The sequence below is a fragment of the Dermabacter sp. genome, assembly GCF_032550575.1.
Lineage (GTDB): Bacteria > Actinomycetota > Actinomycetes > Actinomycetales > Dermabacteraceae > Dermabacter > Dermabacter hominis.
In genome coordinates this window covers 184,349-198,899 of sequence record NZ_JAWFZC010000003.1, presented here as the reverse complement: position 1 = coordinate 198,899, position 14,551 = coordinate 184,349, and the positions used below count along the sequence as shown (strand labels likewise).

Genomic DNA, 14,551 nt, shown 5'->3' with positions numbered 1-14,551 from the left:
GCCTTTCAGCCTTCGATGATTGCGAGAACGTCGCGCTGGCTCAGAACGAGGTATTCCTCGGAGCCGTACTTCAGCTCGGTGCCGCCGTACTTCGAGAAGACGACCTTGTCACCAACCTTGACGTCCATGGGGATGCGAGCACCCTTGTCGTCGAAGCGGCCTTCGCCAACGGCGACGACCTCGCCCTCCTGGGGCTTTTCCTTGGCAGTGTCGGGGATGATCAGGCCCGAAGCAGTCACCTGCTCGGCTTCGAGCGGGCGGACGACGACACGGTCCTCGAGGGGCTTAATGGAGACCGACATGCGACCTCACTCCTTCTTTAATCAATGTGAAGTTGACGGGTGTGCCACGGTGGGATGCTCGTCGTCGCGGTGCCGAGCAACCCGGCGCACCTTTGGCACTCTCACGCTGAGACTGCCAACGGATCAAGACTAGTGTGCCCGTTAGCACTCGTCAAAGCTGAGTGCCAGCTTTACGCGGAGCGCAAACCCCCACAACTCCTATGCAATTCAGGTGGGTGGGATTCGGGTCAAAACGGGGCCTAGGTCCCATAAGCCCGCGGCCCCTACGTCACATATCCGGCATACCGGAACCCGGGTTCCATATCACACGGTCCACCCTAGCGCGACTTTGTGTCCACTTCATAAGATTGAAACACGTGAGAAACCAGCGGTGGAGAGCGCTCTACCGCCACTTTTCGCGCACAAATTAGGTACCACCGGTAGTGAGGACACACCCAAAATGACCATCATCCGCTCAATCTTCAAGACCTTCGAAAACCTCGCCGATCACATGGTTGGACAGGACGTCGAAAGACACAACACGGTTCACAAGAACCGACTTGGCGGCGACTTCGCGGCAATCGCACAGGCCCGGAGCAGCCAGGGCTCGACAACCCTCGGTCTCGGCCGCTAAATCCCCCAACCTCACCTACCGAACGCCCCGCGCGCCGCTCCTACGAGCGCAGCAGCGCCGGGCGTTTATTCATGCCCCAAAACCTAAGATCGAAACGCTCCTCAGCCGATCGCGGCGACCCACTCGTGGGTACCGTCGGAAAAATACTGGTCCTTCCAAATCGGAACGCGCGCCTTCACCTCATCCACGAGATCCGCACACGCCTCGAATGCACGCGCCCGGTGGGGAGCTGCGACCGCAGCAACGAGCGCCGAATCGCCCACCTCAAGAGCACCGTGGCGGTGGCTTGCGGCGACGAGCACATCCGGGTAGCGCTCGGCGATCGTGCGCACCACATTGGCCATGACCTCGCTCGCGCTCGGGTGCGCCTCGTAGGCGAGACGCACAACCCCGCGCCCCTCATCGTGGTCGCGCACGAGTCCGTCGAAGGTCACGAGCGCGCCGCAGCGCCGATCCTCGACACAACGGACCATGTCAGCGACGGCGACCGGCTCGCCACTCACGCTCGCGTGACGCACGCGGTCCTCGACGCCGCCGAGGCGCGGGTCGCGCTCATCCTGCACTGCTTTCACGTCTTTCCCCTCGCTCATTCGTGACCTCCCCCATCGCGCTGGCGCAGGACGTGCTCGACAATGGGCTCGAGCACCGCCATACCGTCCTTCACTCCACCACGGGAGCCGGGCAGATTCACCACGAGAGTGCGACCGGCGAAACCGGCAAGCCCCCTGCTCACTACCGCGTACGGCGTCGATTCGCGCCCCTTGAGTCGCAAAGCTTCCGCAATCCCGGGGATCTCTCGCGTGAGGTGGGGGCGAGTTTGTTCCGGCGTGACATCGCTCGGCGTGAGGCCGGTGCCTCCCGTCGTGATCGCGAGATCCACTCCCGAGGCGATGACATCTGCAAGGGCGCGGCCAACGTCGGGCCCATCCGGAACCACCGTGACGCCACACCCGCGAAAGCCGCACCGTTCAAGCCACGCGGAGAGCACGGGTCCCGTGAGGTCTTCGTATTCGCCGCGAGCCGCGCGCGTCGAGGCGACGATCACGCACGCCGACCAACCGCGCTCCCCCACACACTTCACCGCGCACCGCCCTTGTCGCCGCTCGCGACGTTACGGTCCCAATCGCCGCTCTTACCCCCGGACTTCGCGAGAACCTTGACGTCGCCGATTACCGCGAGGTGATCGACGGCCTTCACCATGTCGTACACCGTGAGCGCCGCAACGCTCGCCGCCGTGAGTGCTTCCATTTCGACGCCAGTCTTCCCCTCGGTCTTGACGCGCGCGCGAACCTCGATCGCCTCGGGAGCGATCCGCGCGAAGTCCACGGTGACCTTGGTAATGGGAAGCGGGTGGCACAGCGGGATCAGCTCGTGTGTGCGCTTGGCCGCCATGATGCCCGCAACTCGGGCGACGCTGAGCGCCTCCCCCTTCGGCAGCTCGCCCGCGAGAACCCGGTCGATCACGTCGGCGCGGCTCGTCAGGGTCGCGCTCGCGACAGCTTCGCGGGTCGTGACGGCTTTGCTCGACACATCGACCATGTGGCTCGAACCGTCGGAGCGCACGTGCGTAAGGGGGCTGCTATCGCCACTGTTGACACTGGTCATCGAAGAATCATCACCTCATGAATGTCGCCGTCGGCCACGCGCGTGACCTCCGGGGGAATAAGCACGAGCGCATCGCTCAGGGCGAGCGCGCCCACGAGATGCGAACCGGGGCCGCCCACGAGCTTCACAGTTGAGTCAGCGTTGAGCCGGGCCCGCCGCACCTGCACGAGCCCCTCCGGGGAAGGCTCGCTCGCGCCGGTTTGTGTGCGCACCGGCAGGTGCACACGCGCGCGCGGCGGTGCTGCGAGGGCGTCGCGAACGAACATCTCGAGGCTCACGTACGCCGAAACCGGGTTGCCGGGTAGCGCGATCCACGCGACCTCGCCATGCTCCGCCGCGAGCATCCCGAGTCCTTGCGGCCCTCCCGGCTGCATCGCCACCTTGTCAAACGCGAGGCGCAGCGGCGAGGCTGCCATCTGGGCCGCCTGGCGAATCGGCTCGACGGCCCCCGCACTCACCCCGCCGGTCGACACGACAAGATGCGCCCGGGCACTCTCGCATGCCGCACCCACGTCATCGAGAAGCGCACGCGGATCATCCGGAACGCGAAGCCTGGCGCACACCTCGATCCCCGCGTCTTCAAGCGCCGCGGACACGAGGAAGGAGTTCGCATCAAAAATGCGCCAGTCATCCGGCTCCGGCTCCCCCGGCTCGCGCACTTCAGTTCCCGTCGAGACGACAACGGCGCGCAGCCGCTCGCGCACCTCCACTTCGGCCACGCCAACAGAAGCGAGGTGCCCGATCAGGCGCGCAGTCAGCACCTGGCCCGCCCGCGCGACCACGTCGCCGCGTTCGGTGTCACTTCCCGCGGGGCGCACGAAACGCCCCTCGGTGCGGCGCTCGGAGGCAAGGGTAAACGTGAGGTCCGACGGTTGCGTGCAGACGTCGGATTCTTCTTTCGTCCGCTGAGCAAAACGGCCGACCGCGGTCTCTTCGACGGGGATCACGGCGTTCGCGCCCGCGGGGATGGGGGCGCCCGTCATGATGGGGCGAGCCGATCCCGGCTCGAGCGTCGAGGGCTCGTCGCCCGCCGCGATGAGAGGGCCGAGCGGAAGCGTAATCGGGGCACCGTCGGGGGTTGGGGCGAGGCTTTCAACGTTGAGCGCGAAGCCGTCCATCTGCGAGTTTGCGACGGGAGGCACATTCACGGGCGAGGTCACGTCTCGGGAGAGGGTGCGGCCTCGGGCACGTTCGAGGCCGACGGTTGCCACGCCCGGGGCGTGTGGCGAATCCAGCACGGCGCCCACGAGCTCCCGAAGGCTCCGCCGGTGCTCGGCGAGAGGGATGCGACCAGGCGCGAGGCGCGAGTCTTGCTCCACGGTGGTGTTCCTTCCTCGTGTGGCCAGGGCCTCTAGGGTAGCGCGCGAAAGTCCCCTAAGCTGGTGTGACACCTCTTTGTCGTTCCCCGTAAAGGAGAGCATGTCGATCGATCTCGGGATGCCGAAGCCCCGCGCCATGGACCCCATCGAGGAAGCGCCCTCGACCGAAGGGCGCCCCGCAACGGGCGCGCTCATCGACACCTTCGGGCGTACGGCGCGCGACCTGCGCATCTCCCTCACGGATTTCTGCAACCTCCGCTGCACCTACTGCATGCCCGAGGCCGGCCTCCAATTCCTCAAGAAACCGCAGCTCATGAGCGTCGAAGAGGTCGCGCGGTTCGTCCGCATCGGCGTGGAGGAGCTCGGAATCCGGGAAGTGCGTTTCACGGGCGGCGAGCCGCTCACGCGAAACGACCTCGCCGACATCATCGCCGAAGTCGCCGCCCTCGATCCCCGGCCCGACATCTCGCTCACGACCAACGCGATCGGCCTCGAAAAACGCGCCGAAGGACTGGTGGCTGCGGGCCTTGACCGCATCAACATTTCGCTTGATTCGGCGCATTCCGAAACGTTTGAGGCAATGACTCGCCGCCCGTTCCTCCACCGCGTCCTCGAGGGCATCGAGGCCGCACGCGCAGCCGGGCTGAGTCCCATCAAAATCAACGCCGTTCTCCAACCCGGCGCGAACGAGCACGAAGCGGCCGAGCTCCTCGCGTGGTGCCTCGAGCGCGGCCTCGAACTGCGCTTCATCGAATACATGCCACTCGATGGCGCCGGCCGCTGGAACCGCGAGCGCATGGTGACCGCCGACGACGTGTGGCAGCTGCTCAGCCCCTACTACGTTCTGCACCCCGTGCGCGAGGTGCGCGGCGGGGCGCCCGCCGAAAAATTCGATGTGTGGCCGCGAGAAGGCGTCGCGGGCCCGGGAGCGCCGGGCACGATCGCCAGGGCGCTCAAGGATCGCGGCATCGACCCCGCCGACACGCGCGCGGTGCGGCGGGTTCTACCGCCACCGCCCGGCGAGCCGTTCGTCGAAGCGTGCGAGCGGCCGGGCACTGAGGCGCTCGGAACCGTCGGAATCATCGCCTCCGTTACCCGCTCGTTCTGCGCGGACTGCACCCGCACGCGCCTTACCGCCGAGGGTCGCGTGCGCACGTGCCTGTTCTCGCACACCGAGACGGACCTCCTCGGCCTCATGCGTTCCGGCGCGAGTGACGAAGCTATCGCCGATCGTTGGCGCGCCGCCCAATGGGGGAAGCAGGCTGGCCACGGCATGGAACGCAGCGACTTTGTTCAACCCGAGCGGCCCATGAGCGCCATTGGAGGATAGACGCATGACTGAAAAAACCACCGCCGACGTTCGCTTTTTTGCCGGCGCGGCCCACGCCTTCGGCACGAGCGAGCAACGGGTCGAGTTCGAAGGGACGACCCTCGGGGACCTGCTCGAAGCGCTGCGGTCAGGCGCTATTTCGGAGGCGGGGCCCGACGCCGGTGAGGTACTTGGCCGCTGCAGCTTCCTCGTGAATGCGGTGAGCGAGAACGACCCGAAGGCGCGCCTCGTCGCGAGCGAGGGCGGCACTATCAGGGTGGACGTGCTGCCGCCATTCGCGGGCGGCTGAGGGTCGTCCCTTTCACGGCTTCCCCGGAGCCGCAGCCCCACCGGGCGGGGTCTCTGTCTCGCTCCAGGCAGGGTCTCCGCAGCCTTCCAGGCGAGGCCTCTCCGCAGCCTCTCTGGTACCCCTCCGCCCCCACTCCGGCACCCCTCTGCAGCGCCACCGGCCTTTCTCCTCGGTCTAGGAAACTAACCCCAACGTTTGCGGCGCTTTTCGGCTCCATACCGCCGCAAACGTTGGGTACAGATTCCCATTCGACCCCAGTCCGCCTTGCTCGACCCTTGCTACGACCGCGTTGGGCCGCAGGCAATTCTCGTCCTGCGCCTCAACGCTCTCTGTGAAACCGCTGCCGCGCGGGAATTCCCGAGCGCTCTCATCACCACATCATCGGGGGCGCTCAGCGGAAGTAGCGGCAGGTCACGGATATGGAGACGAAACACTTCGAGGCCGCGATCCGCGTACATGAAGTCCTTAGTCCGATCCCGTTCGATCGCGTCGAGCGTGCGGTGGTAGTCGCCGTCATACTCCCCCACAACCCGCTCCCTTTCCCAAAAGAAATCTGGCGAGCACACGATGCGCCCATGCTCGTCGAGAATTGGGACATTGAGACGCGGCTCTTTGAGCCCCGCGAAGACCATTGCGAGCCGTGCGCGACTCTCCTGTGCGGAATCGGATCCCACCCTGATAAGTTCGAGTGCCTTTCGCGCGCGGCAAATTCCGGGAAGGCCTGGGTAGGCGGCGACTGCTGCTTCTAATTCTGCGAGGGTTGCATAGGCGCCGGTTCGCCCGATCTCGAGGTTCGGGCGAGGCACGCGTACAAGCGCGTCGCCTGCGGCCACGAGGTAATCAAGCGGAACGATCGACGCGAGATCGAGCCAGGTACGCACGCGAGACAGGATTTGCAGCGTGTGGTTCCCGCGCCGGAGAGTGCGCACTTCGTGCGGTTCAACCCGTGAAAAATGCAGGTCAATCATGGGATGCGGCCGCGCGTCCTTCAGCGACGTCGTGAAGCTCATGGGCGCCGCGGGGTCCCACGTCGAGAGCTGGGGCGGAAGCGGCATCTCATGTACCCGCGCCGCATTCACCCCCGAAAGCACGAGGTGCGAGTACTTCGCGCAAAGCGCCCGGGCGAGTTCAGGCTCGGTGAAGTCCCGGTTCCTATCGGCATATAAACCGGGGCCGAGGGTCGCGATGTCGCTTCGCCGAAGTCGGTCTCGACTGATCCCGTGATCAGCGAGGTCACGCGAAACAAACACCGGAGGAAGCTTCTTTGGCAGCGGCAAGGGAGGTCGATTCATACGGCAAGTCTTGCCGCCGCCGGCCTTGCGAAAAAGCGCCCCTGCCAAATTGTGGATAACTTCCGATGGTTCAGGTCGCCGCGGCCCAAGACCCCGAATCTGTACCCAACGTTTGTGGCGGTATCGCGGCGAATACCCCCACAAACGTTGGGGTTAGTTTTCTAGGCCAGAAGAAGGGGGCGGGAAGCGGAAGAGAGGCAGGAGCGGGGCTACAGGCAGGAAGGCTGCGGCGAACGGATGGGGAGCAACAAGAAGGCAGTGGCGAAAGGATGGGGAGCACGAGCCACGCCAGCACCCCTCACCTCCATAGCCACAACACCACTAATCACCCAGGGTTGCAGCAAGGTAGCCGCCCGCCATGTCGGCCACTTCGATCCCAAGCGCCGCAAGCTCGGCCTGCACCGCTGCCGAACGCGCCCCTCCCGCGCAGTGCACAATCGCGCCGCGCAGCTCATCAACGCCTCGAAGGGGTCCGACGACCGCCCGCTCCCCTCGCGCAAATTCCATGAGTTCGGCTCGCGGGATATTGACGGCACGAGGCAGCATGCCCGCCGCAGCTTCCGATTCTTCGCGGATGTCGATGAGGAGCCGGCCGGAAGCAGCCGCTCGCCGCGCCTGAGCTGGCGAGAGGACTTCCCCGTGCACCGGCGCCGCCCCAGGTGACTCGACCGCGGGAAACCCACACGTCTCCACGAGGTCTTCGAGCTCGGTGACGGGCACGCGGCCCGGCCGACGGGCGACGTCGATGTGCGTCCAGTCGCCGGTGAGTGCGCTATAGAGCTGAATGCGCCCATAGAGCGGGGTGCCGAGCCCGGTGAGGACCTTGAGGGCCTCCATCGCCATTGTTGAACCGATGACGCCTACGAGCGGACCCAGCACCCCCGCCTCACTGCAGCTAGGTACCTCGCCAGGCTTCGGGGGGCGAGGGTGGACGTCCCTATAGGTGACGCCACGGCCTGAATCGCCATAGAACGCAGCCACTTGCCCGTCGAACGCGAGGATTGACCCCCAGATCAGGGGCAGGTTGAGGATTTCGCAGGCGTCGGACACGAGGTAGCGAGTAGGGAAATTGTCGGTGCCGTCAAGAACAAGGTCGTGACCCTCGAGAACTTGAAGCACATTGATCGGCGTCAACGCTTCGGGCACTTCCCGTACGTCGACGGTGGGGTTGAGTGCGCGGACGGCTGCTGCGGCGGAGGAAGTCTTCAACGTTCCGACGGCGGACTCCGGATGTATAACTTGCCGCTGAAGGTTGGAAATATCCACTCGATCAGGGTCCGCAACGGTAATGTGACCAACGCCAGCGGCGGCCAGATATTGCAGGATAGGCGCTCCAAGACCTCCCGCCCCAACAACCACAACCCGGGCTTGCCTCAGCTTTTGCTGCGTCTCCAGCGTGAAACCCGGGAGATTGAGGTGCCGGGAGTAGCGCCTATAATCGGTACCACTAAGCTCTCGAGGCGAATCACCGGCTGCATAATTAACCATGTTTTTTAGTCTCACAGTTTGACTTGAACGAAGGAGGCGTAGAAAAATCCTTCACAATGGATCGGTGAACCACCTCACATGAGGTACAGTTCAACCGTTCCGTGAATAGTTCATGACCTTTCCGTGACGCCGCTGTTCACAATACGGTCAGCGTCTCCACGGTCGTTGAACTGCTCTATTCTGGAGCATCCCCGCGCCCGCCCCGGACGCACCCGATCCCGTCGCCCCCGGGCGCCGACTGCAAATAAGGAAAGCACGCGTGACCCTTATATCCACCCCCCTCAGCGCCTGCCGCGTCGCAGCCCCCTCGCGCCGCGCACAGAGTGCATGGGATGTCAGCGAGCGTTTCACCGCTCTGATCGGAGCACTCTCGTGACAAAGTATCTCCTTCGCCGTTTCGTGAACTACGCGTTCCTCACCGTTGTGGCGACCGTGTTCGCCTACATCGCTGCCGGCAGCTTCTTCTATCCGCGCCGACGTTGGCTCAATCAGAATCCTCCAATTCCCGAGGCCTCAATCGACGCGACGCTCAACGAGTTGAACATGAATGACAAGGTGCCGATCCTTCAGCGCACCTGGACGTGGCTCTCGAACATCGTTGTAAAGCCGTGGAGCCAGAAGCTCGGCAAGGACATCTCGGGACAGTGGGTCATCGATCAGATGGCGATGCGCGCCGGCGTTTCGCTGCGCCTCCTGATCGCTGGCGCAATCCTCGGGGCCCTTATCGGCGTCATCCTCGGCGTGTGGGGCGCTGTTCGCCAGTACAAGCTTTCAGACCAGGTTGTCTCGTATGCCTCGTACGTGCTGATTTCGACCCCGACCTTCGTGGGCGGCCTCCTACTCATGGTTGTGGCCACGAAGCTTAACCAAGCACTCGGCACGCAGCTCATCCGCTTCAGCGGCTCGTATACCCCCACGTATCACGCGCAGGGTGGAATGACCGCTTTTCTCGACAGTGTCAACCACCTGATCCTTCCCACCATCGTCCTCGCCGCCTTCGGTGCAGCCGGGTACTCGCGCTACCAGCGCTCGATCATGCTTGACGTCCTCGGAAGCGACTTCATTCGCACGGCCCGCTCGAAGGGCGCAACCCGTAATCACGCTCTTGTCAAGCACGGTGTGCGCGTAGCGCTCATCCCCATGTCGACGTACTTCGCCTACTCCTTCGGCACGCTCGTCGCGGGCGCCGCGTTCCTCGAGATGATCTTCTCGTGGGCGGGCATGGGCCAGTACGGCATCAACGCGGTTCAGCAATCCGACGTCAACGCCCTCGCGGGCAACGTGTGCTTCACGTCGATCGTGATTCTGTTCTCCTCGATGCTTTCCGAAGTTCTTTACGCGGCGCTTGATCCGCGAGTGAGGGTGTGACGCCATGAGCTCCAGCAACCCGATTCCCCCCGTCAACGAAGCTACCGAGCTTCCCGAAGCCGTTCCCGCGACAGAAGAACTCGCGGAAACCGCAGCGACGGATCCGAAGGGCAAGCGCCGCCGCAAGGCGGAAAAAGCGCAAAAGAAGCCTCTTTCGCGCTGGGCTCTCGTGTGGCGTCGCCTCAAGCGCAAGCCAAACTTCTGGATTGGCGCGATCGTTCTTGGCGCGATCGTTCTGTTCGCGCTCTTCGGCAACATCCCGAACGTGTACGAGCTCGGCGAGACCGACGCCTACAGCTACAACTCCCCGCCTAGCGGGCAGCACTGGTTCGGTACGGACTCTATTGGCGTGGATCTCTACGCCTCGATGGTTGAAGCGCTTCGCAAGTCGCTCTTGATCGGGCTCCTTGCCGCGCCCGCCGCGACGCTCATTGCGGCGTTCGTGGGCTCGCTCGCCGGTTACATCGGCGGCAAGCTTGAGACCGTCGTCAACTGGATCATTAACCTCCTGCTCGTGCTCCCCGTGTTCTACGTGCTCATGATCATTTCGCCGCTTCTGTCGAACGTGAGCTGGATCGTCATCGTCGTCGCCATCGCGGGCTTCGGCTGGATGGTGATGGCGCAGATCGTGAAGAACCAGACCAAGTCCCTCAAAGACCGCGAATACGTGAAGGCCGCGCGCTACATGGGCGTTGGCACGACCACGATCCTCGCGCGCCACATCATCCCGAACGTTGCCTCGCTTCTCATCATCGATGCGGCGCTCGGCGTGAGCGGCGCAATCCTGTCCGAAACGTCGCTGAGCTTCTTCGGCCTCGGCATTCAGCCGCCGGACGTCTCCCTTGGAACGCTCATTGCGAACGGCCAGAATGCGGTTCTTACCCGCTGGTGGCTATTCGTGATTCCCGCAGCTTTCCTCGTCGCCCTGCTCACCTCGGTGAACTTGCTCGGTGACGCACTCCGCGACGCAATCGATCCCACGAGCGAGGTCAACCGTGCCTGAACCACTTCTTTCCGTCCAAGACCTCACGGTCACCTTCCCGAACGCCAATGGCGATGTTCGCGCCGTACGCGGCGTGAACTACCACGTCAACGAGGGTGAGTTCCTCGGTATCGTCGGTGAATCGGGCTCGGGTAAATCCGTCAGTTCGATGGCCGTCATGGGCCTTCTTCCCACTTCCGCGAAGATCACGGGCGAAATCACCTACCGCGGAGAGTCGCTCCTGCGCAAAAGTGACCGCCAGCTTTCCGACCTTCGCGGTCGCGAGATCTCGATGATCTTCCAGGATCCCCTGAGTGCCCTCACGCCGGTCTATACGATCGGCCAGCAAATCGAAGAGGCCCTCACGCTGCACAACTCGAATATGAGTTCGCAGGCGCTGCGTGCACGCTCGATCGAGCTTCTGAAGATCGTCGGCATCCCCGCCGCCGAGCGCCGTGTGAAGGCGTTCCCGCATGAGTTCTCGGGCGGTATGCGTCAGCGCGCCATGATCGCCATCGCGATGGCGAACGACCCGAGGCTCATCATCGCCGACGAGCCGACGACCGCTCTCGACGTGACGATTCAGGCACAGATCCTCGAGGTCCTTCAAAAGGCCAAGGAGGTGACGGGGGCCGCCGTCGTGCTCATTACCCACGACCTCGGCGTCGTCGCCGGTAACGTGGATCGCGTTGCCGTGATGTACGCGGGCAAGCTCGTGGAAAAAGGCGGCGTTGACGAAATTTTCGCCGAGCCGCACATGCCGTACACCATGGGCCTGCTTCGCTCCGTCCCGAACATGCTCACGGCTGGCAAGGACCGCCTGGTTCCGCTCGACGGGCGCCCGCCGAGCCTTGCCAACCTCAAGCCCGGATGCCCGTTCGCTGACCGTTGCCCGGCCGCGATCGATCTGTGCCGCACCGAAGAACCCGAACTCATGACCCACGTCGGCGACGGCGATCGACAGGTCGCGTGTCACCGTGCGAAGGAAATTGCGGCGGGGACGCTGAAACCGTCGGACATTTTCCCCCGCCCCCCGCACGTGGAGCGCGCGGTCAAGAGCCACGAGAACGACAAGCCCATCGTCAAGGCGACCGAGATTCAGCGCCACTTCCCGCTCTATAAGGGCGCCGTGTTCCGCCGCCAGGTTGGCGTCGTTAAGGCTGTGGACAACGTGTCCTTCGAGATCAAGCCGGGTCAGACGCTCGGCCTCGTGGGTGAGTCCGGTTCGGGTAAGTCAACGACGAGCCTCGAAATCCTCGAACTCGTCGCGCCGCAGCACGGAACCCTCGAGGTGAGTGGGGTCGACGTCTCGACCCTCAAGAACAAGAAGGAACGCCTCGCTCTGCGTAAGGACGTCCAGATCGTCTTCCAGGATCCGATGGCTGCGGTCGACCCGCGCATGCCCGTGGGCGACATCATTGCCGAGCCCCTCACCGTGCACAAGGTGCCGAAAGACGAACGCTACAAGCGCGTCTACGAGCTCCTTGAGCGCGTTGGGCTCGACCCGGAGATGGCAGACCGCTATCCCCACGAGTTTTCAGGCGGTCAGCGCCAACGCATCGGCATTGCGCGTGCGCTCATCACCGAACCCAAGCTTCTCGTGCTCGATGAACCCGTCTCTGCCCTGGACGTATCCGTCCAGGCTGGCGTGATCAACCTGCTCGAGGATCTCCGTGACGAACTCGGCTTGAGCTACCTCTTTGTCGCTCACGACCTCGCCATTGTGCGCGAGATCGCCGACCACATCGCGGTCATGTATCTGGGTCGCATCGTTGAATACGGCCCTGTCCAGGATGTCTTTGAGAACCCGAAGCATCCCTACACGCGTGCTCTCATGTCCGCGGTTCCCGTCCCGGATCCGAAGCTTGAGCGCGCCCGTACGCGAGTTCTTCTTGAAGGGGATCAACCAAGCCCCACTGAAGAGATCATCGGCTGCAATTTTGCTTCGCGCTGCCCCCTGATCGGGATGCTGAGCGAAGAGCAGCAGAACCTGTGCCGAACTGCGGACCCCGAGGGCACGCAGGTCGGAGCCTCCCGCGTGGAATGCCATCATGCCGAGGAGACCTGGCGTCTAGTGGACGACCAGTAAAAACCTTTGCCGCGAGCCACAACCCCCTTTTCCCTTAATCGGGCCGCGGCTTCCCACAGGAAGTGAGATAACCATGAAGATCACGAGTACTCGCCGACTTTTCCTCCAAGGCACGGCTATCACCGGTGTGGCCGCGGCCGTCGCAGGCTGCTCACAGAAGAGCGCCGAGGAGCAGAAGGAAGCCAACAAGAAAAAGAATGACGCCGCTGCGAAGGAAGCAGAGAAGCTTCCCTCGACTGCGTGGGATCGACTCGATTATGAGCAGGTTGCCGACGGTGGCACGCTCATGATCGCGATCGGTCAGATCCCCGCGAACTGGAACCCCAGCCACATCGACGGCAATGAGGTGTCGACCTCGAGCGTGTCGTACTGGAAGGGTTACAGCAACCACATCAAGGCGGACGAAAAGGGCGAGATGAGCCCGAACCCCGACTACGTTGAATCGGCCGAACTCACGAGCGAGGACCCGCAGGTCGTCACCGTGAAGTTCAACAAGAAGGCCGTGTGGGACAACGACGGCTCTCCCGTGACGGTGAACGATCTCATCGCCGAGTGGAAGGCCTGCAACGGCGAAAACGAGGAATTTTCAGCCGTCACCACGCAGGGCTGGGATTCGATCAAGGAGATCCGCGCGAAGGACGACTTCACGGCGGAGATCGAGTACAAGACTGCGTTCCCCGACTGGTTGAGCTTCACCTATCCCTCGGGTCCGAAGGCACTATTCGAGACGCCACAAGCCTTCAACACCGGCTATGTGAACGACCCGGTTCCAGGCTGCGGCCCGTTCACGATCACGAACATCGACCGCAACGGCGGCGTCGTCACGTTGGAACGCAATGACAAGTGGTGGGGCCGCGCCCCGAAGCTTGAGAAGGTGATTTTCAAGGTCACGACTCAGCAGAACATGCCGCAGTCGTTCGCGAACGGCGAGATCGACATCATCGACATCGCCGACGGCGACACGCTTGGCCAGGCGAAGGGCCGTCAGGGCGCGCAGATCCAGCGCTCGAACGGTCTCACCTGGACCCACCTCACGATGAACGTCAACGGTGGCGGCGGGGTTCTCGAAGACGTCGAGGTGCGCAAGGCGATCTTCGCCGCCGTGGACCGCAACGCCGTGGGCCGTTCCGTCGTCGAGCCGCTCGAGGCGCCCGTTGTTCTCAAGGACAACTACGTCTACATGCCTGGCCAGGAGGGCTACGAGGATTCGTTCGATGGCGAGCTTTCGGGCGATGCTGAGACCGATAAGGCAAAGAAGATCCTCGAGGACGCCGGCTATGAGCTCAAGGGCGACGTGTACGAGAAGGACGGCAAGCCGCTCAAGTTCTCTATCGTCATTCCCGCAGAGACGAAGTCGAACGAGGATCGCGCACGTCAGGTGATGACGAACCTCAACCAGGCCGGCTTCAAGGTCGACCTCAAGACGGTTCCGAGCGACAAGTACTTCACGGACTACATTCTCAAGCAGAGCTTCGACTTCGCGACGTTCAGCTGGGTGGGTACTCTCCTTGCGGAGCTGTCGAGCTCGAACACGTACCTTCCGGATTCGAACCAGAACTACACCGGCTTCAAGGATGAGAAGCTCAACGAGATCAACAAGCGCCTCCAGACCGAGCTGGATAAGGACAAGCGCCGCGAGATCGCGAACGAGTATTCGAAGCAGGTTGCTTCGAGCTACACGGTTCTCCCGTTCTATGCGACACCGAACATCACCGGCCTGAAGGAAGGCCTCGTGAATATTGGCTCGCAACAGTTTGAGACCGTGGACTACACGGCGGTGGGCTACAAGAAGGGCATGGAGGGCTAAGACTTCATCGCGCTAGCGCGCCACCACGAGCTGACCCCGCCTTTGCGCATACGCGCAAAAGCGGGGT

14 protein-coding genes are annotated in these 14,551 nt (G+C 63.5%); 7 read left to right on the top strand and 7 right to left on the bottom strand.

Features of this window, described 5'->3' with window-relative positions; translation table 11 throughout:
- Window positions 1-5 precede the first annotated feature (5 nt).
- The gene (gene groES, locus E6X30_RS05195; protein ID WP_016663894.1) at window positions 6-302 is read right to left on the bottom strand and encodes a co-chaperone GroES; all 297 of its coding nucleotides are present in this window, start codon (window positions 300-302) and stop codon (window positions 6-8) included.
- Window positions 303-741: 439 nt separating this feature from the next.
- Between groES and E6X30_RS05190 the strand changes: the two genes are divergently transcribed.
- Window positions 742-915 carry a hypothetical protein gene (locus E6X30_RS05190; protein ID WP_016663893.1) on the top strand — a complete coding sequence of 58 codons (174 nt, stop codon included), beginning with the start codon at window positions 742-744 and terminating at the stop codon, window positions 913-915.
- A gap of 101 nt (window positions 916-1,016) precedes the next feature.
- Here the strand turns inward: E6X30_RS05190 and E6X30_RS05185 are convergent, their stop codons facing one another.
- The 4 genes from E6X30_RS05185 to glp are packed head-to-tail and all read right to left on the bottom strand — an operon-like array spanning window position 1,017 to window position 3,839.
- Window positions 1,017-1,505, bottom strand: coding sequence for a molybdenum cofactor biosynthesis protein MoaE (locus E6X30_RS05185; RefSeq protein WP_016663892.1), 489 nt, complete (start codon window positions 1,503-1,505; stop codon window positions 1,017-1,019).
- Window positions 1,502-1,996 carry a molybdenum cofactor biosynthesis protein B gene (locus E6X30_RS05180; RefSeq protein WP_016663891.1) on the bottom strand — a complete coding sequence of 165 codons (495 nt, stop codon included), beginning with the start codon at window positions 1,994-1,996 and terminating at the stop codon, window positions 1,502-1,504. The genes E6X30_RS05185 and E6X30_RS05180 overlap by 4 nt, the downstream gene beginning before the upstream one ends.
- A complete protein-coding gene (gene moaC, locus E6X30_RS05175) occupies window positions 1,993-2,520 on the bottom strand; it encodes a cyclic pyranopterin monophosphate synthase MoaC (RefSeq protein ID WP_016663890.1) in 528 nt (175 codons plus the stop codon). The genes E6X30_RS05180 and moaC overlap by 4 nt, the downstream gene beginning before the upstream one ends.
- Complete coding sequence (gene glp / locus E6X30_RS05170; RefSeq protein WP_316335830.1) at window positions 2,517-3,839, bottom strand: gephyrin-like molybdotransferase Glp; 1,323 nt, start codon at window positions 3,837-3,839, stop codon at window positions 2,517-2,519. Before glp ends, moaC begins: the two co-directional genes overlap by 4 nt.
- A 100-nt stretch (window positions 3,840-3,939) precedes the next feature.
- On the opposite strand from glp, the gene E6X30_RS05165 reads away from it, so the two are divergent.
- A complete protein-coding gene (locus tag E6X30_RS05165) occupies window positions 3,940-5,169 on the top strand; it encodes a GTP 3',8-cyclase MoaA (RefSeq protein ID WP_396334966.1) in 1,230 nt (409 codons plus the stop codon).
- Between the two features lie 4 nt (window positions 5,170-5,173).
- Window positions 5,174-5,458 (top strand): MoaD/ThiS family protein, encoded by a 285-nt coding sequence (locus E6X30_RS05160; RefSeq protein WP_016663887.1) that lies wholly within the window; start codon window positions 5,174-5,176, stop codon window positions 5,456-5,458.
- 278 nt (window positions 5,459-5,736) lie between these two features.
- On the opposite strand, the gene E6X30_RS05155 is transcribed toward E6X30_RS05160, so the two are convergent.
- Together E6X30_RS05155 and E6X30_RS05150 are read right to left on the bottom strand one after the other, a co-directional pair.
- Window positions 5,737-6,750: a hypothetical protein gene (locus E6X30_RS05155; protein WP_316335829.1), complete on the bottom strand. Its 1,014-nt coding sequence runs from the start codon at window positions 6,748-6,750 to the stop codon at window positions 5,737-5,739.
- Between the two features lie 321 nt (window positions 6,751-7,071).
- Window positions 7,072-8,238 carry a ThiF family adenylyltransferase gene (locus E6X30_RS05150; RefSeq protein WP_259893059.1) on the bottom strand — a complete coding sequence of 389 codons (1,167 nt, stop codon included), beginning with the start codon at window positions 8,236-8,238 and terminating at the stop codon, window positions 7,072-7,074.
- Window positions 8,239-8,610: 372 nt separating this feature from the next.
- Here E6X30_RS05150 and E6X30_RS05145 point away from each other — a divergent pair, with 372 nt between their 5' ends.
- The 4 genes from E6X30_RS05145 to E6X30_RS05130 all read left to right on the top strand — a co-directional run bounded on the left by E6X30_RS05145 (window position 8,611) and on the right by E6X30_RS05130 (window position 14,484).
- Window positions 8,611-9,606, top strand: a complete 996-nt coding sequence (locus E6X30_RS05145) for an ABC transporter permease (protein WP_070459543.1) — start codon at window positions 8,611-8,613, stop codon at window positions 9,604-9,606.
- A 4-nt stretch (window positions 9,607-9,610) separates the two neighbouring features.
- Window positions 9,611-10,609, top strand: a complete 999-nt coding sequence (locus tag E6X30_RS05140) for an ABC transporter permease (RefSeq protein WP_070459544.1) — start codon at window positions 9,611-9,613, stop codon at window positions 10,607-10,609.
- Window positions 10,602-12,677, top strand: coding sequence for an ABC transporter ATP-binding protein (locus tag E6X30_RS05135; RefSeq protein ID WP_316335828.1), 2,076 nt, complete (start codon window positions 10,602-10,604; stop codon window positions 12,675-12,677). Before E6X30_RS05140 ends, E6X30_RS05135 begins: the two co-directional genes overlap by 8 nt.
- A gap of 73 nt (window positions 12,678-12,750) precedes the next feature.
- The gene (locus tag E6X30_RS05130) at window positions 12,751-14,484 is read left to right on the top strand and encodes an ABC transporter family substrate-binding protein (RefSeq protein WP_052126806.1); all 1,734 of its coding nucleotides are present in this window, start codon (window positions 12,751-12,753) and stop codon (window positions 14,482-14,484) included.
- Window positions 14,485-14,551: the final 67 nt, after the last annotated feature.

Excerpts from the sequence above, each read along its gene's own strand:
- E6X30_RS05160 (WP_016663887.1), top strand. The coding sequence starts at position 5,174 with ATGACTGAAAAAACCACCGCCGACGTTCGCTTTTTTGCCGGCGCGGCC.
- E6X30_RS05165 (WP_396334966.1), top strand. The coding sequence starts at position 3,940 with ATGTCGATCGATCTCGGGATGCCGAAGCCCCGCGCCATGGACCCCATC.
- E6X30_RS05185 (WP_016663892.1), bottom strand. The coding sequence starts at position 1,505 with ATGAGCGAGGGGAAAGACGTGAAAGCAGTGCAGGATGAGCGCGACCCG.
- E6X30_RS05190 (WP_016663893.1), top strand. The coding sequence starts at position 742 with ATGACCATCATCCGCTCAATCTTCAAGACCTTCGAAAACCTCGCCGAT.
- E6X30_RS05140 (WP_070459544.1), top strand. The coding sequence starts at position 9,611 with ATGAGCTCCAGCAACCCGATTCCCCCCGTCAACGAAGCTACCGAGCTT.
- E6X30_RS05150 (WP_259893059.1), bottom strand. The coding sequence starts at position 8,238 with ATGGTTAATTATGCAGCCGGTGATTCGCCTCGAGAGCTTAGTGGTACC.
- groES (WP_016663894.1), bottom strand. The coding sequence starts at position 302 with ATGTCGGTCTCCATTAAGCCCCTCGAGGACCGTGTCGTCGTCCGCCCG.
- moaC (WP_016663890.1), bottom strand. The coding sequence starts at position 2,520 with ATGACCAGTGTCAACAGTGGCGATAGCAGCCCCCTTACGCACGTGCGC.
- E6X30_RS05130 (WP_052126806.1), top strand. The coding sequence starts at position 12,751 with ATGAAGATCACGAGTACTCGCCGACTTTTCCTCCAAGGCACGGCTATC.
- E6X30_RS05155 (WP_316335829.1), bottom strand. The coding sequence starts at position 6,750 with ATGAATCGACCTCCCTTGCCGCTGCCAAAGAAGCTTCCTCCGGTGTTT.